This window comes from Paenibacillus sp. NPDC056579 (genome assembly GCF_042793215.1).
Classification (GTDB): Bacteria; Bacillota; Bacilli; order Paenibacillales; family NBRC-103111; genus Paenibacillus_S.
Genome location: NZ_JBHTVD010000002.1, coordinates 120,903 through 141,936, shown reverse-complemented (window position 1 = coordinate 141,936; position 21,034 = coordinate 120,903). Strand labels below are relative to the sequence as shown.

Below are 21,034 nucleotides of genomic sequence, written 5' to 3'. Positions count from 1 at the left end.
GCGCCTGAACGTGCTTCATGCCGCGCTGTAACGCGGTTTTTCCGTCTTACAGCATGCCCTAGGCGCTTCTCGCGAGCTGTAAGACGGTTTTTCAGCGTTACAGTGCTGCTGGGGCGCCTGAACGTGCTTCATGCCGCGCTGTAACGCGGTTTTTCCGGCTTACAGCATGTCGCAGGCGTTTCTCGCGTGCTGTAAGTCGGTTTTTCAGCGTTACAGTGCTGCTGGGGCGTCTGAACGTGCTTCATGCCGCGCTGTAACGCGGTTTTTCCGTCTTACAGCATGGCGCAGGCGTTTCTCGCGTGCTGTAAGACGGTTTTTCAGCGTTACAGCTGAGCTCAGCCCGCTAGCGGCCCCCATCGCGCCGCTTTTTCCAGCGCCTCCAGCCCTAAATAAACGCCAGCTTCTCGAAGCTGCCGCTAAGCACCGTACGGGCGTCGCCCTTCAGCCAGTTTTCGACCAACGTATAATAAACCGACCGAAAGTCGACTTCATATTTCAAGTCGCCGTTGTCCAAATTCGTCAGGCTCGGCATGACGCCGTACATCCCGCCCTTTACTTTCCCGCCCAGAACCAGGACCGGCGCAGCGGTTCCATGGTCCGTGCCGCCGTTGCCGTTCTCCTTCACTCTGCGTCCGAACTCCGAGAAGGCCATCGTCACTACACGATCCTGCAGCCCCTGGGCCTCCAGATCCTTGTAGAACGTGCCTACCGCTTCGTCCAGCTGCTTCAGCAGCTTGGCATGCTGCTCCTTCTCCTGCGCGTGGTCGTCGAAGCCTCCCAGCTCGACATAAAACACCCGCGTGCCCGATTGGCCGGATAACAACTTAGAGACGAGCTGCAAATCCCGGGCGATATTGGATTTCGGGTACTCCACCTTATTTTGGTAGCCGCTGGTCAGATTATGAATCGCTTCAACGCTCTGGTAAGCGTCCGATCCACGCTCGCATGTTACTTTGATTTGCGTCCCCTGGCGATTCGGATCGTACATATCCATGAACGCTTTGGCCAAACGGTTTTGCTCCGTTTTCGGCGTCTTCGGATCGAACATATTGTACGTTTCCACCGTTTGGATGACCGGAACGTTCACCTTCTCCGAGGCGAACGATTTGTTCGCATTATTGCCGATTTGCAATGCTTTGAGCGGATTGGCCGTTTGGGACAACGACGACTCCACATATCGGGCCAGCCAGCCCGAACGGATGAATTGCTCCGGCTCCGCCGTCTGCCATATTTCCATCGAGCGAAAATGCGAATGATCCGGCTTCGGATAGCCGACACCCTGGATAATGGCAAGCTTGCCGTTCTTGTACAGCTCGTTCAGCATGGCAAGACTCGGATGCAAGCCTACTTCATTATTAATCGCCAGAACCTCGTTCTGCGTAATTTTAAGCGTTGGGCGAGCATCGAAGTAGCCCCCCATACCGTAAGGGATCAGCGTGTTAATCCCGTCATTGCCTCCCGACAGCTGGATGACGACAAGCACGGGAGAATCGACGTCTTGCTCGGGGCTGGCGGCTGCACTCTTCAGCAGCGAACCGTTCTCGGCAAAAATCATCGGCCCGCCAAGACCAAGCGTTGCAAGCAGCGCCGTGCCTTTTAACAAAAAATCTCTCCTGGTCAGCTTCATGGCTTCGTTCGCTCCCTTCTTATTTCATCTGTGCTTCCGGACTGATCATAATCAGATGAAGCAAGCCCTTCATCCCCGTCATTTTTTGCTTGGAGTGGACAAACGTCTCCTCCGCATACTGGGCCAGCACTTGCCGTGTCTGATCGCTCAAAGACCAAACGCCTACATTTTGCGCAAATGGACCGACTCCGTTGTCAGCGGACTCTCCTTCTTCCATTATGTAATCCTTGCCGCTGAACTGTGCAATGTTCACCCGCTTGGCTACCGATTCGGCGAATTGGTACCGCGCGAGCAGACTCGTTGTCATGAGCCACGTCGTACCGCCTCTCCATCCCGCTACATCGGGAGGAAGATACAGCTCCTGCCCCATTTTCCGCGTTGCTTGTGCGAAGCCCTTGGACATCGGAATTCGCAAAGCCTTCAGCATACCGACTACATATTCCACCGGCGACTTGATCAAGCTCCCCTGTACCGCAGGATCATAAAACGTATCCGACAAAAACAGCTTCGACAGCACTTCCCCCACATTCGCGGAATGCATGAAATCGTCAGCCACTTCAGTGACCCATTCGGGCGACGGCTCGTTGACCGCAAGAAACTTCAACAGCTTCGCAGCCATAAACCTTGGCAATGCCTCCTGCTCGTAAAATACATCGATTACGCTAGTTTCATTGAAATTGCCTGTATGTCCGAGAATCGTCTTTTTGCCGTTATCGTGATTTTTCGGATTAAACTTCAATTCCTCCGTCTGCTTGCTGTACGTCCAGCCCGTAAAAGCTCTCGCCGCTTCCTTAATATCCTGCTCGGTATAATTGCCGAGTCCCAAGGAGAATAGCTCCATGACCTCACGGGCGTAGTTTTCATTGGGCTTACCCTTCTTATTGTTGTTAGAATCCAGATACAGCATCATTGCAGGGTCTTTGCCGACCGCAACGAGCAAATCGCGGAAGCTTCCCAGAGCATGGCTGCGGAAAAGCTCATTTTGACGGATCATGAGCGGGATTTCCTTCACCTTCTGATAGGACGTGGCAAAATGCCCATGCCAGAACAGCGTCATCTTTTCTATTAAAGGAGCTTCCGTCATAACCATCCGCTGCAGCCAATACGATTGCTGATCCGTGATGGAATCCGGCTTCAGCTCCTTGCCGTCCGCCTTGACCTGCTCTAACGGGGGATGCTCGTAGGCAGCTCCCGTCAAAGATTGTCCGGCTATCAGCCTGCGGACCGTTTCTTCCTTACCAAGCTCCATGCAAGCGCTCACATCTTGTTTTCCGGCAAAAAACGCAGCACGGCTTAACAGATGCACGGCTGCTTGTTCCGTCCATTCCGCTCCCATTCGTTCCTCTCCCATCATCGATAGGTTATAGCTTCATTATAAAAGGGATTTATTACAAAAAGGTGACGGAGACGGCTTTCTTTGAAATAAAAAAAAGACCGCGTGAGGCGGAACCTAAGCTTGTAAACCGGCTAGCTTGAACCATGCAGCCTAATCTTCTAAGGCCTCGTTCAAAAAGCGGTCCACTGCTTATCCGCAGCAGCGATCTTGATCATTTAGATAAGTCTAGGGAGTCCGGAATTTCGAACGCACCCTATTCAACATCATATCAAACCGATCCATATAAGTCTATTTTTTTCCGGAAAAACATGTAACAATTTCCATGAAAGACATTCAATCAAAGGAGGCTCGAAAATGAAAGTACATATAGTGGAGCTTGACCGCCACAATCTGCACGATGCAAGCCGGCTGTTGCTTCTTTACAGACAAATGGACCCTACGGATGACTCCGCTCAATCCCAATCCATAGAAGCGCTGGAGCGGCTCCTGTCTTTTCCCAATGCGAGTTGCCTGCTTGCCAGGACCGATGACGGATATGTCGGCTTTTTATCTTACAGCTGGGGCTTATCCACTTCCAAGGGCTTACCCGTATTCCACATCCAAGCCTTGTTCACAGCTCCTGAGCATCGCCGTCAAGGCGTCGCACAAGCTTTGCTGAATCGGGCCGCCGCCATTGCCGAAGCACATGGAGCGCATCGTATGCAGCTGGAAACCGATCTGGACAATGATGCAGCGCGGTCGCTATACTCCAAATTCGGGTTCGAATGGATTTCGCCGAAAATCGTGTATATGTATCCGATGCAGCAATGGCATCGCCCAGCCATGCCGGCAGAAGGAGAGAACCTATGACCGATTTCGATCAAGCTCCCTACGATTGCCGTGTCGAATGGGGGCTGCGGGGAGCAATGGAAGCCGCCAAGCGCAAAGATATTACAATCATTGTCGATGTTCTCAGCTTCTCAACAACGGTTGTAACGGCTCTGGAACATGGAGCTGTTGTATACCCGTCCCCGCCGCCGTTGGCCAAGGCCAAAGCTTACGCAGAGGCGATCGGCGCTGAGCTGGCGCTAAGCCGGGCCGAAGCGGCAGCCCTAGGCGGCTATTCCCTATCGCCGCTGTCGTTCAAGCCTGCAGACCGGGGACGACGGATCGTCGTCTGCTCCTCGAACGGGGCTGCCTGCACATCGGCAGCGTCCGACGCCTCCGCCCTGCTGATCGGCTGTCTCCGGAATGCCGCAGCCGCCGCTCAGGCAGCGGAGCAGCTCCGGAGAGCTTCGCCTCCTGGAGCTTGCGTTACCGTTGTCCCATGCGGGGAGCAATGGGACGACGACAGCGGTGACGGGCAGCGGCTCAGGCCCGCCATCGAGGATTATCTCGGCGCCGGAGCGATCCTTGCCCGGCTGTCCGGCAGCCGCTCTCCCGAAGCCGAGCTGTGCGCCGCAGCCTTCGAGCGTACGGCCGGCAGACTCCGCGAGCTCATCTGGGATTGCGGCAGCGGCCGCGAGCTGCGGACACGCGGATATGAGCAGGACGTCCTGCATTCGACCCGGCTCGACGTATCCTCTGCCGTCCCGATGCTTGTCGACGGAACGTTTTTTGCCGACATCGGCGCCAAATCGTCCTGATACGCCGAAAAACCCCGGAAACCGGGGTTTTTCGCTAATGATATATAGATGAGTCCGAACAGAACCGATCTTACAGGTCAAAGTACAAGGAATACTCGTGCGGATGAATGCGGATGGAAACTGCTTTTGCTTCGCCGCGTTTCAAGCCGATGTAGTTGTCGATGAAGTCTTTAGTAAATACTCCGCCCTCAGTCAAGAACTCGTAGTCAGCTTCCAAAGCGTTAAGAGCTTCATCCAACGTACCAGGTACGCTGCGGATTTCGCCTTTTTCTGCATCCGACAGGTCGTAAATGTTTTTGTCCAATGGACCGTAGCCCAATGCACGAGGATCGATTTTCTTCTTGATGCCGTCCAAACCAGCCATCAGCATTGCTGCGAAAGCAAGGTATGGGTTAGCTGTGGAGTCCGGAGTACGGAACTCAATGCGGCAGCCTTTAGGCGTAACTGCTGCAACAGGAATACGAACGGCCGCGGAACGGTTGCCTTTGGAGAACACCAGGTTAACCGGAGCTTCGTAACCAGGAACCAGACGTTTGAAGGAGTTCGTGGACGGATTCGTCAACGCGATCAAAGCCGGTGCATGGTACAAGATACCGCCGATGTAGTTCAGAGCCAGCTCACTCAGGTTAGCATAGCCGCCTTTTTCGAAGAACAAAGGCTTGTCGCCGTCGAAAATGGATTGGTGAACGTGCATACCGCTACCGTTATCGCCGAACAATGGCTTTGGCATGAAGGTTGCCACTTTACCGTATTGTCTAGCTGTGTTTTGCACGATGTATTTATATTTCATCAAGTTATCAGCTGTTTTAGTCAATGTGTCGAAACGGAAGTTGATTTCACCTTGACCGGCTGTAGCTACTTCATGGTGATGGCGCTCGATGCGAAGACCGGCTTCCATCAGCAAACGACACATTTCGCTGCGGATATCTTGTTGTGTATCTGTAGGGCCTACCGGTACGTAGCCGCCTTTGTGGCCGACTTTGAAACCAAGGTTGCCGCCTTCTTCTTTACGGTTGGAGTTCCAGTGAGCTTCTTCGGAATCTACGAAGTAAGAAGCTTTGTTTTGTCCGCTCTCGAAACGAACTTCGTCGAAAATGAAGAACTCGGATTCAGGAGCAAAGAATGCCGTTGTACCTACGCCAGCGGATTGCAGATACTCTTCCGCTTTTTGAGCGATGCTGCGCGGGTCGCGATCATAACGCTCGCCTTCCGGAGTATGGATGTTACACATAACGATCAATGTAGGATGCGCTGTGAAAGGATCCACATATACGGACTCGGTATCAGGAAGCATAACCATGTCAGACTCTTCGATGCCTTTAAAGCCTGGGATGGAAGACCCGTCAAAAGCTACCCCGTTCTCAAATGTAGCTTCGTCAACTTCATTTGCTGGCAAAGAAATATGATGGGCTCTACCGGAAAGATCTACAAAACGAAAATCCACCCACTCGATGCCTTTTTCATTGATGATGTTTAACACGTTTTGAACTGACATTGAATCGTCAACCTCCTAATTTCCGAACATTCTTCGTGGTTTGTTCGTACATTGTTCAAGTTTTTTAATGATTATGGTGTTATTATAAAACTAATCATTAATAATCGTCAATACTTATGTAAGGTATTTTTTACGAATGTGTAAGGTATTCTTACACATCCTTGGATTACGTTCATAATTTCGACAAAAATAGACTTGATCCCCGCTGTATCGAGAGATCAAGTCTGTTTTTTTCCTTATTTCTTTGTAAGGTTAGATGGTAATAGTCTCTTTTTTCGTATCAAAACGTTTGCCGCATAACGGCGCCAGCTTCTCCAAATCTACCATCAGCTTCGCGAATTGGTCCGGGAACAACGATTGAACGCCGTCTCCTGTCATCGAATTATCCGGATCGGTGTGCATTTCTACGATCAAACCGTTAGCGCCGGCCGCTACGGACGCTTTACTCATAGGCTCTACCAGCTCTCTGCGGCCCGTACCGTGGCTTGGATCGGAAATAACCGGCAAATGGCTTAACGATTGCAGCACAGGGATGGCGGCCAGATCGAGCGTATTTCTCGTGTAAGGTTCGAATGTTCGGATTCCGCGCTCACACAACATCACGTTAGGATTGCCGCCCGCCAGGATGTACTCGGCTGCGTTCAGGAATTCATCATAAGTTGCACTGAAGCCCCGCTTAAGCAAAACCGGCGTTTGGATCGTTCCGAGCTTGCGCAGCAAATCGAAGTTTTGCATGTTGCGGGTTCCAACTTGTAGGATATCCGCGTACTGCGCGCATACATCTACGTATTCCGGCGTCATCACTTCGGTAATGGTCAGAAGCCCGTGCTTCTTCCCGGCCTCGGCCATCATGACCAATCCTTCCACACCTACGCCCTGGAAGCTGTAAGGTCCGGTTCTCGGCTTGAACGCTCCGCCGCGAAGAACTTGAGCTCCCGCTGCCTTGACCAGACGGGCAATCTCGTCGATCTGCTCCGGCGATTCCACGGCGCATGGTCCTCCCATAATGACGAGCTGATCTCCTCCGATCTCTACGTCCTTAATCTTGATAACCGTATCCGCCGGATGGAAGTCGCGGCTTGCCAGCTTGTAGGACTTCGAAATCTTCACCACTTGCTCGACCCCGGACATCTGGCGCAGCTGCTCAGCCAGCTTCGGATCCGCCTGACCGATGATTCCGATGACGGTGCGGTCCACCCCTTTGGACAAATGAGCCTGCACACCTTGCTTCTCGATAAGATGGACGATTTCTTGAATGCGTTCTTCGGATACTTTATTAGAGACGATGGCGATCATAATAGTCACTCCCTATAATAGTTAGATGTATATAATGAACTTCCCGATAAACTCGTACATGCTTAAACGCTTCAACGCTTATATGCTTTTAAGTGCTAAAGTAACTATACAACGAGAAAAGCTCCTCGTCAAGTAGAAATCTCTTTCTACTGGGTTGACTCAGAGCTTATCAGTAATTGTGCTTTTCTTAGCTTCCGCTTTTCTTTGCGTTTCGCTTCATAAAATTCCAGTGCCCAGCGGATCGGGAAGTAAACGATCAATCCGAGAATAATGCCGTCAACCATGCCGCCGAGTAAGAGCTTCAAATTCGAACGGATGAACGTATCCATCCAATCAGGCAAGTAATCCGTCAAAAATTTGCGGAGCTCCCTTGGCATGAGAAGTCCTCCGACCTTCATATGAAAATACGTCATCGGGATGTAAATGACTTTGCCGAATACAAATCCTATCAAAGCGGCAGCCATGCTGCCACGCAGCAAGTAGACAAACGGAAATATGAGAAAAAACGCCAAGCCGACAGTAGGCAGTGTGAACATTTCGATGGCAAGACCGATGGAAAAACCCATCGCTACCATGCCCGGTCCGCCTTTGGCACGCGTCAGCAGCACGTATTTATATTTCAGCCAACGAAGTATATTGCGGACGTGGAACGGCTTCTTGCTTACGGGCATACTCTTAAGCTGCATAATTCCTTCATCCTATCGTGGTTTATTCGTTTCCTGCCTTCTGCTTTACCGACGGTATTAGTTTATCCAAATTAACGGTTCGTTTGATTTCCCAAGTTGTGGCATCCTTCGGATCATACTGCTCCAAATATTGGATGACCTCTTTTGTAATCGGCGTTGGAGTCGAAGCGCCCGAGGTTACGGCAACGCGCCGGACCGGCTCCAGCCATTCCCGCTTCAGCTCCGTAATATCGGCAATGCGATACGCTTTAACGCCCGCGATCTCTTCGGAAACTTGCGCAAGACGGTTCGAATTGTTGCTCCGCGGATCTCCCACGACAAGTACAAGATCGGCGTCCTTCGCTTGCTCCGCTACCGCCTCCTGGCGAACCTGAGTGGCAAGACAAATTTCATTATGAATTTCCGCTCCCGGGAATTTCGCCAACAGCTTATTCATTATATGCTTGATATCCCACTGACTCATGGTCGTCTGGTTAGTAATAATGATTTTGGACGAATCCAACTCCAACTGCTCGATTTCTTCCAGCTTCTCGATCAGATGTACCCGATCCGGAGCTACGCCTACGGCGCCTTCCGGCTCCGGATGGCCTTTTTTGCCGATGTAGATGACATGATAACCATCCGCCGTCTTTTCCTTAATCAAAACATGCGTCTTGGTTACATCCGGACAAGTGGCGTCGACAACCGTAAGCCCTTTCTCTCTCGCCAATCTCCGTACTTCCGGCGAAACGCCGTGGGCCGTGAAAATGACGGTCCCCGACTCCACCTGCTGCAAAATTTCAAGACGGTTCGGACCGTCTAACGTAATAACGCCTTCTTTATCGAAATAATCCGTCACATGAGCATTATGAACGATCATACCTAATATATATACAGGCCGCGGCAGATCCAGATTCTTCGCCGTCTGCGTGGCCAGCGCCATCGCATCTACAACCCCGTAGCAGTAGCCCCGCGGGGAAATTTTAATAATGTCCATCCTTGCACCTGCCCTTCCCTTCTATTATACCTGATTCCCTTCTTGTATGGAATGCCTGTTCACGATTGATGTCGAATCGGGTAATAGAGGGAGCCAAATAATGAAGATGCTTCCTTCCTCTTTGCGGGTCTTGACCTCGATGGAGCCGTAATGCTCGTCGATAATCCATTTGGCGATGGACAAGCCTAGGCCGGTTCCCGACGTTTTCCCCCTGGAAGGGTCTGCTCTATAAAACCGCTCAAAAATAAGCGGGATCTCTTCCTTATCCATACCAATACCGGTATCCTCGATCCGAATGCCGATCTGGTCGTTCATGCGCAGCGCGTCCAGCTTGACGTAACCTTTTTCCGTATACTTAAAAGCATTCTCCACGAAAATAAAAATCAGCTGCTGCAAATAATCTCTGCTGCCTTTCACATACGCACCTTCCAATGCCGACAAATCGCCTGCCACCCATTCCACCGAACGAGGGAGCAGCTGCGCTCTGCGGATGACCTGTTCTACAATAGGCTTCAGCTCAATTTCACTTTTCTCGATCTGGAAGCCTGCATCGGCTCTGGCCAAAGCCAGCAGATCATTAACCAGCCGCGACATGCGCTCCGCCTCACCTGCAATATCATGCATAGCCTCCAACGATATCTCCAGCTGACCGTTATTTTTCCCGTCTCCGATAGCCGCCGTCTGCTTCCACATTTTTTCCAGCAGATCGACATTGCCCCGTATCGTGGTGAGCGGCGTGCGAAGCTCGTGCGATGCATCGGACACAAATCTCCGCTGTCTTCGGTACGCCTCCTCCAACTCCGAGTAGGTCGTTTGCAGCCGTCCCAGCATGCCATTAATGGTGTTGGTTAACCTGCCGATTTCATCTTCCGGACCATCGTAATTGATGCGATTTCCCAGGTCAGCACCTTTCTCAATCTGATCGGCTGCAATGATAACCTGTTCGATTGGCTGGAGCGCTTTTCGCGCTAAGAACCAACCAACAGAAGCCGCCAGCATGATGGTCACAAGAGAAGCCGCCATTAAAACAATTCGCAACAGCGAGAACATTTTCTCGGACGACTCAATATAAACCGCTGCTTGAAAAGAGCCCCCCATATAACTTTGGTTTCCTTTTTGCACCATAATCGGCCTGCTGTATACGAGAAAATCGAGATTTTCAATCTTGGTTTTGCGAATCAAGTAAGTGTCCTCAACCATTTGCTGCTTTTGTTTTTCAGAAAGCGGCGGAATCGTTAAATTGAGTTCCTTCAAATTCGTCGATTTGTCCTGGTTTCCATTTTCAAAATTATCCACCTGAAAAAACGTATTCGAGCCGCGGAGCAAATCTCTCCCCTGAAGCACAAAATCCCAGCTTATTCCGCCTGAAGTGATGCGGACAACCGATTGAATTCTCGAGTATACACTGTCGGCCTGCTTCTGCAGCTCCTCTTTGTAATAATCATAATTATTATAGTAGAGAAGCCCGTACAGACCGAAGCCGAACAGAAGCACTGTGACCGACAATATGCCCGTATACCATAAAGTAAGTCGAAGACGTATGGACAAGTCAGCCCTCTCCTCTCAGTACGTACCCGGCGCCACGAACGGTTTGGATCATCCGTTTGTGCCCATGCTCCTCCGTTTTTTGTCGCAGCAGCGCGATGTAAACCTCCAGCACGTTTGACTCGCCGCTGTAGTCGTAACCCCATATTTTTTCCATGATCAAATCGCGGGATAGAACCCGCTTCGGATTTTGCATAAACAGGTGCAGCAGCTCGAACTCCTTGGTCGTCAATTCGATCAGCTGGCCTCCGCGGAATACTTCGCGCGTATCGAGGTCCATGAATACATCCTGGTATTGGAGCCGGTTCGTTTCCTGCTCCGCCTTCTCGGCGCTCTTTCTCCGCAAAAGGACGCGTACTCTCGCCAGAAGCTCCTCCAATGCGAAGGGCTTGACCAAATAATCGTCAGCCCCGATGTCGAGACCCTTCACCCGATCCGCCACCTCGTCCTTAGCAGTCAGCATCAGCACAGGAACGCTCGCTCCGCCCTCGCGAATACGACGTACGACTTCCCAGCCGTCCAGCTGCGGCATCATGACATCCAGAATGACCGCGTCCGGGTCGTGCTCCAATATTTGCTTCAATCCATCCATGCCGTGGTTCGCCGTAAAGACCGTATAGCCTTCAAAAGCGAGCGAGCGCCGCAGCATCGATGTAATTTTTTCGTCGTCGTCTATCACCAGTATTTTCTCTCTCATTCGCAACACCACCTTATCCGTATTGTATCAAATTCGTGCCTCCGGATACAAAAAGAAGCAGAGCTTCACGAAACGATTCGCTCTACTTCTTGTTTGTACCTTGCTCTAACCTTTTTCTATTTACTATAGTTATTCGGTCGTCTCTGCGTTTTTATCACCGATGGTAACTGTGATCGACTCTTTTTTGCCGTCGCGCATAACACCCAAAGTCGCTTTTTCGTTCACCTTCAACGCCTGGATCTTAGACTGTACTTCGGCTGTCGTTTTGGCCTTGACCCCATTTACTTCCACAATGACGTCATAGGGTCTGATGCCAGCTTTGAATGCAGGGCTTTTGCGAACGACATCGGAGACGATCGCGCCTTCCGTGTTTTCCAGCTTCAGCTCGCTCACCCACTCCTTGTCGATAGGAGCAAGCGTCACGCCAATGAATGGAGCCGGTTCTTTCGGAATTTTCACGTTATTTTTCAAATTATCCAAGACGCTCGAAATCGTGCTGGTCGGAATCGCAAAACCGATCCCTTGCGCCTGTGCGCTAACCGCGGTATTGATTCCGATAACTTCCCCGTTCAGGTTAAGAAGCGGTCCGCCGGAATTCCCCGGGTTAATGGAAGCGTCGGTTTGCAGCAAATGCTTGTAGTTACGGGTTCCTTGGCTGTCCGGAATCGAGATCGGACGTTCTTTGGCGCTCAGCACCCCGACAGTTACTGTATGGTCGAAGCCGTAAGGGTTACCGATAGCCACTACCCAGTCACCGACGTTCGTATCTTCCGCTTTGCCGAGCGGCAGCCATGGGAATTCTTTGCCGTCCTTCGGCTCAATCTTCAGAGCGGCCAAGTCGAGGTCATAGCTGTTGCCCAGCAGCGTAGCTTTGAACGGCTCCTCGAAGCCCTGCACCGTAACCCAGATTTCGTCCGCACCGTCGATTACGTGCTCGTTCGTCAAGATGTAGCCGGATTTTTCAAAAATAAACCCGGTTCCCATACCTCCCGGCACCAGCTGGTCCGTGTTGCTCTTCGGTTTTTGCTGATTAGGCATTTCATCGCCGAAAAATTGACGGAAGAACGGATCGTCGAACAAGGAGTTGCCGCGGCTCGTCGCCTTGGATTTGACCTTGGTCTCGATCTTGACTACGGCCGGTCCGGATTGCTCTGCAATTTGTGCGATGTTATCCGGTCTGCCCATGCTTAGAGCGGTTGGCTTGACGGCTCCGCTGCCTGTCGAGCCGGAGGATGAAGCCGAAGACGATCCCGCTCCGCTGTTCATAACACCTTTTGTTCCAGTGAACAGATTCATTCGGTCCGAGGCGAACATCAAGCTTCCGACTACAACAGCTCCGGCCAAAAAGGCGATAAATGTGCTTTTAAGGGAAGAACCCCGTTTTTTCGGCTGCTCGAACTGCCAGTTTCTCATCGGATCCTGTGCGCCGTTGTCCGATCCGTTGTAAGAGAACGTACGAACCGGCTTCGGAGGGGTCATTTCAACAGCTACATCCTCTTGGGTATTTCCCGCATTATGTGCGGCTGCCGATTCCTCATTATTCATAGCTGAGTTATAAGGTCCGTATGAGTAATAGTAAGAAGGCCGCTCCTGCTTCGATTCGCCGGGCTCCGCTTTGGTCTCCCGGGACGTTGTATCATTGGAATCGCCATCCTGACGGCGATAGAAATCATCATTCTCTTTTTTGTTGTCTTCCATATAAGAACCCTCCCATTCACAAGGCTTCAACGAATTATTGTTACTTGCTATCCTTGACTATATATTGCCTAAGTAACCTTAAAGAAACCTTAAAATTAAATAAATTGAGACTAAAATCAATCCCCCCATCCCCCCCTTGCTCTCAAGGGGGGGGCCCCGGGCGCTACGCCCCTGGACCCCGTAAGTTTGGAGGTTGGAGTTACGCTGGGCGACTTTGATGTGGGGGCTAGTGGTGGGATCGCGTCCGTACCCTTTCGCTTTGCCACGCAAAGAGAAAGGGTACACGCTTCCATGAGTGCGGGAACGGGCTAGTACTCATAGGTACGCGGCACGATAGAGAGCGCTATTGTCCGGCATCCTTGCCATTACAGGCAAGAGGGCCGGACACGCTTCCATGAACTACGAGTGAGAAGCACATCTTGCGAGTGAGAAGCGCATTTAATAAGAAAGACTTTGGTCGGGAAGACCAAAGCCTTTCTTATTAAATAGACTTTCGAACGAGGGTTTTGTGTTTTCATGTTTTAATGTTTGCAAACGTCAAGCGTGTCCAGAGCTCACTTTGCGCAGCAAAGCAGCCTCTGGACGAACGCGATCCCAACCGTGCCGCTTCACTCCCAGCCCTAGCCCGTTCCCGCACTACTGGCAAGCGTGTCCGGACAGCCTTTGCTTTAGCAAAGCGGTCCGGACCGACGCGATCCTTCCACCCAACGTCACTTCGAAGTCGCCAACGCCTTCTCCCTCCACCAACCTTTGCGGGGTCCAGGGGCGCCAGCGCCCGGGGCCCCCCTTAAGAGTAAGGGGGGGTGGGGGGATTGATCAGCCGACGAGTGAGAATCGCATTTAATAAGAAAGACTTTGGTCGGGAAGACCAAAGCCTTTCTTATTAAACAGACCTTCGAACGAGGGTTTATGTTTAATATTTGCACTAACGTCAAGCGTGTCCAGAGCTCACTTTGCGCAGCAAAGCAGCCTCTGGACGAACGCGATCCCAACCGTGCCGCTTCACTCCCAGCTCCAGCCCGTTCCCGCACTACTGGCAAGCGTGTCCGGACAGCCTTTGCTTTAGCAAAGCGGTCCGGACCGACGCGGTCCTCCCACCAAGGTACCTTCGAAGTCGCCAACGCCTTCTCCCTCCACCAATCTTTGCGGGGTCCAGGGGCGCCAGCGCCCGGGGCCCCCCTTAAGAGTAAGGGGGGGTTGGGGGGATTGATTGCTCTACTTCTCGCAGCACCTTTTTCGCCTTATCCACCCAAGGATCACCAACAGGAGCATCTTTATCGACGGGCTCCTGGAATTGGTCGACCAGAGCTCCAACCGTATTGATACGCGCTTCCCGGTCAAGCCCTTCATTAAATAAGTGCTTCAATACAAACGGCGTTCCGAATCGGATAATCGCGTCGGTTGCGTCCGTATCCCCATCCAATACGCCGTGGGTCACATTAAACGGAAGGCGGAGCCATACTTTGTTATCGTCGTCCAACGCCCGGTCAAAATAACCATGATCATACTCCCAATTGCCGCCAAGCGAAAATTGATAAGGCTGTAAATAATTGCGCATCTGATCAAACGCTTCTTCACGGTTTACCAGGCTCGAATCCAAAGGAATCATCCGTCAGGCCTCCTGAGATGTTTTAGTAATAGAATGAGCCCCTATTGCAAAAATTATCCCAAATCCCAAAAACGAATAATGCTCAAATAATGTTACTATATCTTACGTAATTCGTTGACATAACTATCATTGCAACCGTATAATGAGTGGCGTGAATGGATCATATCGTATGGGGTAAGGGAGTTGAAACGATGGATTTAACCGCTTTGTCTAGTGGCCTGGATACGATTTGGGTAGTGCTGACGGCCGCGATGATATTGTTGATGGAAGGCGGCTTTGCCTTGCTGGAAGCGGGTTTTGTAAGGCAAAAAAATGCCGTCAGTATCATTATGAAAGTATTTGTCGATATTACCTTCGGAGCACTTGTCTTTTATTTTATCGGCTTTGGACTCATGTACGGCAAAGACGTTTCCGGTTTGATCGGCACAAGCGGCTTTATGATGGGAGGAGACCTAACACACATTAGTCTCTCCATCTCCAATGATACGTACTGGCTGTTCCAATGCGCATTCGTCATCGCCGTCATTTCAATCGTCTCTGGAGCGGTAGCCGAGCGAATTAATTTCCATGCTTATATTTTATATACGATTGCTATGACAGGGCTTATTTACCCTATTGCCGGCCATTGGGTCTGGAGTGTCGGAGGATGGCTCGGCAGCATGGGAATGATCGATTTCGCGGGATCCGCCGTCATTCACGCGATGGGAGGCTTCTCGGCTCTGGCCGCAGCGCTGTTCATCGGTCCCCGAATCGGGAAATTTGCGGATAATGGGACCCCGAACATCGTTCCGCCCTCGAATCTTCCGCTTGCTTCCGTCGGAGCGTTTATTTTGTGGTTCGGCTGGTTCGGCTTCAACTCGGGAAGTACCCTTAGCGCTACAAACAGCTCGATCGGTCATATCGCCGTCACGACTATGTTGGCTGCAGCCGCCGGCGGGGCGTCATGTATCCTGTTCACTATGCTGCGCTACCGCAAAGCGGACCCTCCGATGGTTATCAACGGCTCGCTGGCAGGACTGGTCGGAATTACGGCCGGTTGTGCCTTCGTAAGCGATGCGGCAGCCATATTGATCGGAGCGATTTGCGGTATTGCCATGGTTTTTGCAACCGAGTTTCTTGAGTCCAAACGAATCGACGATCCGGTCGGAGCTTTCGCCGTTCATGGCATCAGCGGCAGCATCGGCACCCTGGCCGTGGGCTTGTTCGCGCAGCCTGAGCTGGCAGAAGGAGTAGGCCAAGGCTACAGCGGCTTGCTGTACGGCGGAGGCTGGAATCTGCTAAGCGTTCAGCTGCTCGGCTTGATAACCGTCTCGATATGGGGCTTTTTCATCACATGGTTAAGCTTGAAGCTTATTAATCGCTTAGTACCCGTACGGGTAAGCCGGGACGAAGAGCTTGTCGGACTGGACGTAGGTATTCATGGCGTCCCTGCCTACAGCCAGGAGCACGATTTCATTGAACTGGAAAAGCTGAAAGGCCGCTAAATACCCGCGTTCCCAACCTTAATCACTCAAAATACAAGCAAAAAAAGGGCCATTCTCCTCAACAGACACTCTGTTGAAGAGAATAGCCCTTTTAAGTTTTTCGGCATTAGCCTGATTTGGAAGTTACTTTACCGTTGATAAAAGTCACTTTAACCGAGCTGCCATCCTCGAATTTATATTCATAAGTTTGTGCAGGCGTGCTGCCGTCATCGTTTTTGGACTCGTTAATGAGTTTGCCCATTTTGCCCATTGTTTTTTCCACTTCGGCAAAGGACATGCCCATTTGAACATTTTTAAACTGATCCTTGTTCACAACCGGCTGATCTTTAGATCCTTGCGGTGCCACCACAGGAGTTGGCGTCGGTTTTGGAGTTTCCGTTGGCGTTGCACCTCCACTGTTCCCCGTTCCTGGTGCAGGTGTAGGCGTAGCGGATGGCGTCGGCGACGGTGTTTGTGTTTGCGACGGGGTGGATGTATTCCCTGGATTGGCTGTTCCAGCCTGATCGGCAGATTTGGAACAAGCAGTTGCAGTTGCTACTAAGCTAAGACAAAATATTGCGATGAGTACTTGGCGCTTCATCGAATCCCTCCTATTTCAATTATCCTTTAGAGATTGAGCCTGCAGCCGCCGGACTGACATTATTATAGCGAGTTTTTTGTCGTAAAGCAAAAGATTGTCGCTTCCAGTCGAAAGGATACTAGAAGACAACAAAAAAGCCCCGCCAGCAGCGGCTTTATCAAGAGCCGTTGCCTACCGAAGCCAACTGAACGAATCCGCCGCATGCTTACAGCTACATGCCGATTTCCTTTTCCAGATCGTCGCTGATCGATACAAAATCCGATGGTTTGCTACTGCTCATGATCGTCCGCGCATTCTCCAATTCGAGCCGAAGCTGCCTGATCTGTTCCATCGGCTTCTTCACGTAGTGGATATATTCGACGGCCAAATGATGATCCGGCTTTCTTCCGGCAAACATCCTGCGAAAAGCTGACATCGACTGATAGCTGCGTTCTTCCATGAGCCGTTTTTTCTCATAACGCTCGATGCCTTGCTCCATTTCGGCGATCTGCTCTTCCTTGCGGGCGATATACGCCTCTAGAAAAGGGTATATTTCAGCTGCTTTTCGTTGATTCACCGGTTTCATACTCTCCGTCCACGAAGCATTTAACATGGGACATCACCTATCTTTTAATGTTAACATTTATAACAATATTTATATTTTACACTAAAAGCAGCAAGTTGAAAACCATAAATTTCAGCAAGCAAATGATAATTAGGGTATCTTTAGGGCTGATACCGCTTTCTATGTAACCTTTCCAAACATTTATATACGGGTAACCCGTCTTCTTCATTCGCAGCATAACAAAAAGCCGGCGCATCATGATACGCCAGCTTACAACCGTTCAACGGTTTGAATTAGTATTTGGAACTGTTGTTGGCACCTTCATTTGCATTGTTTTGCCCAGCTTGCTTCACGTTTTTAGCAACAACCTCTTGGGAAAATTCCGTATCGTTTTGCTGCTTTTGTTTTTTGTTCTTAGCCATGATGTATTCACCTCCCCTTCCAAGCTTATTATGGGTGGGGTGAACAGCAATTATGTTGGAAGTTTAAAACAAAATCTCGTTTTCCAGCTGGCTCCAAATGGCTTTCGTAATTTTCCCGTCGCCCTTTTTGACGATAAACACGTTCAGTGTTTTCTTGCCCCATTCGGAGTATACCTGATCCTTCGTTTCAAAATACAAATCGATGCGTTTGCCCTTGATCGCACTCCCCGTATCTGCCACGATTCCGTAGCCGTAGCCCGGTATCCACAGCACCGTTCCAAGAGGAAACACGGACGGGTCCGCTGCAATGGTGGAAAACGAATTCCGGTCTCTCTGCACCTTCATCCCGGAAAACGTAACGCCGTACTCGGGATGTCCGGGGTTTTTACCGGTCGACTCCTTGCCTGCATAATACCCTGTAGCGACCACTTCGACAGCGGTATATTTGGCAATGTCTTTTTTCATATTCGGTAGAAACGTATATTTGTCGCTCTGCTTGTTTACATTTGCGGACTGTCTTACAGTCGACACCGTTGTCGCATCCTGCTGATTAGCTGCTCCGTTATCGGGCTGCTTGCCCGGCGCCTTGCCTGGATTCGAATTCGTTTGGTGCGACAATGTCGGTAACGCCTCATTCCACTGACCATGATCGACCAGACTGTCTTGAGCCAGCGACTGCTGCTCTTGTTCAAGTGCCATGAACAATCCTAACAGAACGGCAATGAAACAGATCCACTTCACATGACTTGCGGCTTTTGGTAACATACTTGGTTTAAAACCTCCCCTTAATATAAGAGGCTGTCCAAAACATGCTAGGATTATACAATCCTCGTCCAAAAGCAATATCCATGCATTAATCGAACCTGAAGCAATGCAAGAAAAAAACGCCCGTTCCCGGACGTTCCATTCCCTTATATTCTTCCCTTGCGAAGCATCCGCTCCCTGTTATATTGCTGGGACTCTTGCCTGCTTGGAGCAAGCACCCCACTCGGCATAATTCCCGAAAAGCGGGCATAGCTGCAATCCTATCTCCTGAAGGAACGGAGTGGCCGCCTTTGTTATCGGGAAATGACCTCTAGAAAGTGTGATAAGTTAAAAATTATTCCTGATAACAACAACGGCCGGAAGGAAGTACCCCACCGGGGGATCTGCAGAATTTTCAATATCATGGGTTTCTTTATAAGCAAAAACGGATAACGGATAAATCCCCAAAGGAATTTATCCGTTTTTAAATGCCGCTTAGTCGATCTGCTTCGTACGGATCGCTTCGCTAATCAATTCTACCGTGCTGTCCAAGCTCTGCGTGCCGAGATCTCCGGCGCCGCGCTTACGGACGGACACGCTCGAGCTGTTCATCTCATTCTCGCCCACGACGAGCATGTAAGGGATTTTCTCCAGCTGTGCTTCGCGGATTTTATATCCGAGCTTCTCGTTACGAAGATCGGATTCTACGCGAATGCCGGCAAGCTGCAGCTTCTCTTCCACTTGCTTCGCATAAGCTTCGAAGGCTGTGGATACAGGAATAACTTTGGCCTGTACCGGGGACAGCCAAGTCGGCAAATTGCCTGCGAAGTTTTCCAGCAGGAACGCCGTCATCCGCTCCATCGTGGAGATGATGCCGCGGTGAATAACGACCGGACGGTGCTTTTGGCCGTCTTCGCCAACGTACTCCAATTGGAAGCGCTCAGGCAGCAGGAAGTCCAGCTGTGCCGTGGACAACGTTTCTTCTTTTTTCAACGCCGTTTTGATCTGTACGTCCAGCTTCGGACCGTAGAAAGCCGCCTCGCCCTCGGCCTCATAGAACGGCAAGCCAAGCTCCTCGACTACTTCACGCAGCATGCGCTGGGACATTTCCCACATTTGATCGTCCGGGAAATATTTCTCGGTATCCTGCGGATCGCGATACGACAGACGGAAGCGGTACTCCGTGATGCCGAAGTCCTCGTAAACCTGACGAATCAGATTGACAACGCGGGCAAACTCTTCCTTGATCTGATCCGGACGGCAGAAAATGTGCGCGTCGTTCAAGGTCATCGCACGTACACGGTGCAAGCCGGTCAATGCTCCCGACATTTCATAACGGTGCATCGTTCCAAGCTCCGCTACGCGGATCGGCAAGTCCCGATAGCTGCGCATGTCGCTTTTGTACACCATCATATGGTGCGGACAGTTCATTGGACGAAGGACGAGCTCCTCGTTGTCCATGATCATTTTAGGGAACATATCCTCCTGATAGTGCTCCCAGTGGCCGGAAGTCTTATACAGCTCCACATTGGCCAATACCGGCGTATACACGTGCTGATAGCCGAGTCTTTCCTCCAGATCAACGATATAGCGCTCCATCGTACGGCGCACTTTCGCCCCGTGCGGCAGCCACAGCGGAAGTCCTTGTCCGACTTCACGGGAGAACGTGAACATTTGCAGCTCTTTACCCAGCTTCCGGTGGTCGCGCTTCTTCGCTTCCTCGAGCAAATGGAGATGCTCGTCCAGCTCCGCTTTTTTAGGGAAGGCCGTGCCGTAAATACGCTGCAGCATCTTGTTCTTCGAATCGCCGCGCCAGTAAGCTCCCGCCACGCTCAACAGCTTGAACGCTTTGATACGGCCTGTGGAAGGCAAATGCGGGCCTCTGCACAAATCGAAAAACTCGCCCTGATCGTAAATCGTCAGCACGGAATCCTCCGGCAAATCGCGGATCAGCTCCAGCTTCAATGGATCTCCAAGCTCGGTGAAAATACGAATCGCTTCTTCCCGGCCCACCACTCTGCGGCGGATCGGCAAGTTCTCCTGCGTAATTTTCTCCATTTCCTTCTCGATTTTGGTCAAATCCTCCGGTGTAATCGGCGTCTCCAGATCGATGTCATAATAAAATCCGTCCTCGATAACAGGACCGATACCCAGCTTCACAGCTTTCTCGCCGTAGATTCGCTTGATCGCTTGAGCCATCAAGTGAGCCGTGCTGTGGCGGTACACTTCCAAACCGGCCTCGCTGTCCAGCGTAACGATTTCCAGGGCTGCATCATGCTCCAGAGCCGTGTTCAAATCGACAACCTTGCCGTCGACCTTGCCCACAACCGCATTTTTCTTCAATCCGGAGCTGATAGAGCCCGCTACCTCTTCAATTGTTGTCCCTTGCTCGTATTCCCTGACCGCGCCGTCGGGAAACGTTACTTTCACTGCCATAGTTTTCAACCTCCTGAAAATGTAAACAAATAAAAAAGCGCATCATCCCGAAAGGGACGAGTGCGCTTGGTCTCGTGGTTCCACCCTAGTTCGATCCACGTTACGAAGGCTCGCGGATCCTCACAGCATCCGATAACGGGAATGACTCGGGGCTATTTACTGATCGGAGACATGCGGCTAACCACCGCCCGACGTTCCATAACCCGGCTACAAAGGGGTAAACGATTGTCGTAA

The 21,034-nt window shown here is 51.1% G+C and carries 18 protein-coding genes; 3 read left to right on the top strand and 15 right to left on the bottom strand.

The genetic code is table 11. The features are described from left to right. Positions 1-385: 385 nt before the first annotated feature. Both ACFQ88_RS08190 and ACFQ88_RS08185 read right to left on the bottom strand, forming a co-directional pair. Positions 386-1,627 (bottom strand): DUF1501 domain-containing protein, encoded by a 1,242-nt coding sequence (locus ACFQ88_RS08190; protein ID WP_379453775.1) that lies wholly within the window; start codon positions 1,625-1,627, stop codon positions 386-388. A gap of 19 nt (positions 1,628-1,646) precedes the next feature. After that, positions 1,647-2,963: a DUF1800 domain-containing protein gene (locus tag ACFQ88_RS08185; RefSeq protein ID WP_379453774.1), complete on the bottom strand. Its 1,317-nt coding sequence runs from the start codon at positions 2,961-2,963 to the stop codon at positions 1,647-1,649. A 354-nt stretch (positions 2,964-3,317) separates the two neighbouring features. Here ACFQ88_RS08185 and ACFQ88_RS08180 point away from each other — a divergent pair, with 354 nt between their 5' ends. Both ACFQ88_RS08180 and ACFQ88_RS08175 read left to right on the top strand, forming a co-directional pair. After that, complete coding sequence (locus ACFQ88_RS08180; protein ID WP_379453773.1) at positions 3,318-3,812, top strand: GNAT family N-acetyltransferase; 495 nt, start codon at positions 3,318-3,320, stop codon at positions 3,810-3,812. Continuing rightward, entirely contained in the window at positions 3,809-4,588 is a 780-nt protein-coding gene (locus tag ACFQ88_RS08175) for a 2-phosphosulfolactate phosphatase (RefSeq protein ID WP_379453772.1), read from the top strand. Before ACFQ88_RS08180 ends, ACFQ88_RS08175 begins: the two co-directional genes overlap by 4 nt. 70 nt (positions 4,589-4,658) lie before the next feature. Here the strand turns inward: ACFQ88_RS08175 and glnA are convergent, their stop codons facing one another. The 8 genes from glnA to ACFQ88_RS08135 form a co-directional block, all read right to left on the bottom strand. After that, a complete protein-coding gene (gene glnA, locus ACFQ88_RS08170; RefSeq protein WP_239632623.1) occupies positions 4,659-6,083 on the bottom strand; it encodes a type I glutamate--ammonia ligase in 1,425 nt (474 codons plus the stop codon). 252 nt (positions 6,084-6,335) lie between these two features. Beyond that, positions 6,336-7,379, bottom strand: a complete 1,044-nt coding sequence (gene aroF / locus ACFQ88_RS08165) for a 3-deoxy-7-phosphoheptulonate synthase (RefSeq protein ID WP_239632621.1) — start codon at positions 7,377-7,379, stop codon at positions 6,336-6,338. A 146-nt stretch (positions 7,380-7,525) separates the two neighbouring features. Then, positions 7,526-8,065 (bottom strand): DUF2062 domain-containing protein, encoded by a 540-nt coding sequence (locus ACFQ88_RS08160; RefSeq protein WP_239632619.1) that lies wholly within the window; start codon positions 8,063-8,065, stop codon positions 7,526-7,528. 22 nt (positions 8,066-8,087) lie between these two features. Continuing rightward, complete coding sequence (locus ACFQ88_RS08155; protein WP_239632617.1) at positions 8,088-9,041, bottom strand: 4-hydroxy-3-methylbut-2-enyl diphosphate reductase; 954 nt, start codon at positions 9,039-9,041, stop codon at positions 8,088-8,090. A 24-nt stretch (positions 9,042-9,065) separates the two neighbouring features. Continuing rightward, entirely contained in the window at positions 9,066-10,589 is a 1,524-nt protein-coding gene (locus tag ACFQ88_RS08150) for a sensor histidine kinase (RefSeq protein WP_379453771.1), read from the bottom strand. A 1-nt stretch (position 10,590) separates the two neighbouring features. Beyond that, positions 10,591-11,283: a response regulator transcription factor gene (locus ACFQ88_RS08145; RefSeq protein ID WP_239632612.1), complete on the bottom strand. Its 693-nt coding sequence runs from the start codon at positions 11,281-11,283 to the stop codon at positions 10,591-10,593. A 129-nt stretch (positions 11,284-11,412) separates the two neighbouring features. Then, positions 11,413-12,981, bottom strand: a complete 1,569-nt coding sequence (locus ACFQ88_RS08140) for a S1C family serine protease (protein ID WP_239632609.1) — start codon at positions 12,979-12,981, stop codon at positions 11,413-11,415. Positions 12,982-14,161: 1,180 nt separating this feature from the next. Further along, positions 14,162-14,590, bottom strand: a complete 429-nt coding sequence (locus ACFQ88_RS08135; RefSeq protein WP_379453770.1) for a YugN-like family protein — start codon at positions 14,588-14,590, stop codon at positions 14,162-14,164. A gap of 191 nt (positions 14,591-14,781) precedes the next feature. Between ACFQ88_RS08135 and ACFQ88_RS08130 the strand changes: the two genes are divergently transcribed. Beyond that, positions 14,782-16,074 (top strand): ammonium transporter, encoded by a 1,293-nt coding sequence (locus ACFQ88_RS08130; protein WP_379454355.1) that lies wholly within the window; start codon positions 14,782-14,784, stop codon positions 16,072-16,074. A gap of 106 nt (positions 16,075-16,180) precedes the next feature. Here ACFQ88_RS08130 and ACFQ88_RS08125 read toward each other — a convergent pair whose 3' ends face one another. The 5 genes from ACFQ88_RS08125 to thrS form a co-directional block, all read right to left on the bottom strand. Then, entirely contained in the window at positions 16,181-16,654 is a 474-nt protein-coding gene (locus tag ACFQ88_RS08125) for a hypothetical protein (RefSeq protein ID WP_379453769.1), read from the bottom strand. Positions 16,655-16,865: 211 nt separating this feature from the next. Then, positions 16,866-17,219 carry a hypothetical protein gene (locus ACFQ88_RS08120; RefSeq protein ID WP_379454354.1) on the bottom strand — a complete coding sequence of 118 codons (354 nt, stop codon included), beginning with the start codon at positions 17,217-17,219 and terminating at the stop codon, positions 16,866-16,868. Between the two features lie 272 nt (positions 17,220-17,491). After that, on the bottom strand, positions 17,492-17,620 hold the full coding sequence (locus ACFQ88_RS08115) for a hypothetical protein (protein ID WP_275590457.1): 129 nt from the start codon (positions 17,618-17,620) through the stop codon (positions 17,492-17,494). A gap of 63 nt (positions 17,621-17,683) precedes the next feature. After that, on the bottom strand, positions 17,684-18,385 hold the full coding sequence (locus ACFQ88_RS08110) for a 3D domain-containing protein (RefSeq protein WP_239632597.1): 702 nt from the start codon (positions 18,383-18,385) through the stop codon (positions 17,684-17,686). A gap of 474 nt (positions 18,386-18,859) precedes the next feature. Beyond that, positions 18,860-20,800 carry a threonine--tRNA ligase gene (thrS, locus tag ACFQ88_RS08105; protein ID WP_379453768.1) on the bottom strand — a complete coding sequence of 647 codons (1,941 nt, stop codon included), beginning with the start codon at positions 20,798-20,800 and terminating at the stop codon, positions 18,860-18,862. Between the last annotated feature and the right edge of the window lie 234 nt (positions 20,801-21,034).

Excerpts from the sequence above, each read along its gene's own strand:
- ACFQ88_RS08160 (WP_239632619.1), bottom strand. The coding sequence starts at position 8,065 with ATGCAGCTTAAGAGTATGCCCGTAAGCAAGAAGCCGTTCCACGTCCGC.
- thrS (WP_379453768.1), bottom strand. The coding sequence starts at position 20,800 with ATGGCAGTGAAAGTAACGTTTCCCGACGGCGCGGTCAGGGAATACGAG.
- aroF (WP_239632621.1), bottom strand. The coding sequence starts at position 7,379 with ATGATCGCCATCGTCTCTAATAAAGTATCCGAAGAACGCATTCAAGAA.
- ACFQ88_RS08175 (WP_379453772.1), top strand. The coding sequence starts at position 3,809 with ATGACCGATTTCGATCAAGCTCCCTACGATTGCCGTGTCGAATGGGGG.
- ACFQ88_RS08120 (WP_379454354.1), bottom strand. The coding sequence starts at position 17,219 with ATGAAACCGGTGAATCAACGAAAAGCAGCTGAAATATACCCTTTTCTA.
- ACFQ88_RS08180 (WP_379453773.1), top strand. The coding sequence starts at position 3,318 with ATGAAAGTACATATAGTGGAGCTTGACCGCCACAATCTGCACGATGCA.
- ACFQ88_RS08155 (WP_239632617.1), bottom strand. The coding sequence starts at position 9,041 with ATGGACATTATTAAAATTTCCCCGCGGGGCTACTGCTACGGGGTTGTA.
- ACFQ88_RS08135 (WP_379453770.1), bottom strand. The coding sequence starts at position 14,590 with ATGATTCCTTTGGATTCGAGCCTGGTAAACCGTGAAGAAGCGTTTGAT.
- ACFQ88_RS08125 (WP_379453769.1), bottom strand. The coding sequence starts at position 16,654 with ATGAAGCGCCAAGTACTCATCGCAATATTTTGTCTTAGCTTAGTAGCA.
- ACFQ88_RS08140 (WP_239632609.1), bottom strand. The coding sequence starts at position 12,981 with ATGGAAGACAACAAAAAAGAGAATGATGATTTCTATCGCCGTCAGGAT.
- ACFQ88_RS08185 (WP_379453774.1), bottom strand. The coding sequence starts at position 2,963 with ATGGGAGCGGAATGGACGGAACAAGCAGCCGTGCATCTGTTAAGCCGT.
- ACFQ88_RS08145 (WP_239632612.1), bottom strand. The coding sequence starts at position 11,283 with ATGAGAGAGAAAATACTGGTGATAGACGACGACGAAAAAATTACATCG.
- ACFQ88_RS08190 (WP_379453775.1), bottom strand. The coding sequence starts at position 1,627 with ATGAAGCTGACCAGGAGAGATTTTTTGTTAAAAGGCACGGCGCTGCTT.
- ACFQ88_RS08115 (WP_275590457.1), bottom strand. The coding sequence starts at position 17,620 with ATGGCTAAGAACAAAAAACAAAAGCAGCAAAACGATACGGAATTTTCC.
- glnA (WP_239632623.1), bottom strand. The coding sequence starts at position 6,083 with ATGTCAGTTCAAAACGTGTTAAACATCATCAATGAAAAAGGCATCGAG.
- ACFQ88_RS08110 (WP_239632597.1), bottom strand. The coding sequence starts at position 18,385 with ATGTTACCAAAAGCCGCAAGTCATGTGAAGTGGATCTGTTTCATTGCC.
- ACFQ88_RS08130 (WP_379454355.1), top strand. The coding sequence starts at position 14,782 with ATGGATTTAACCGCTTTGTCTAGTGGCCTGGATACGATTTGGGTAGTG.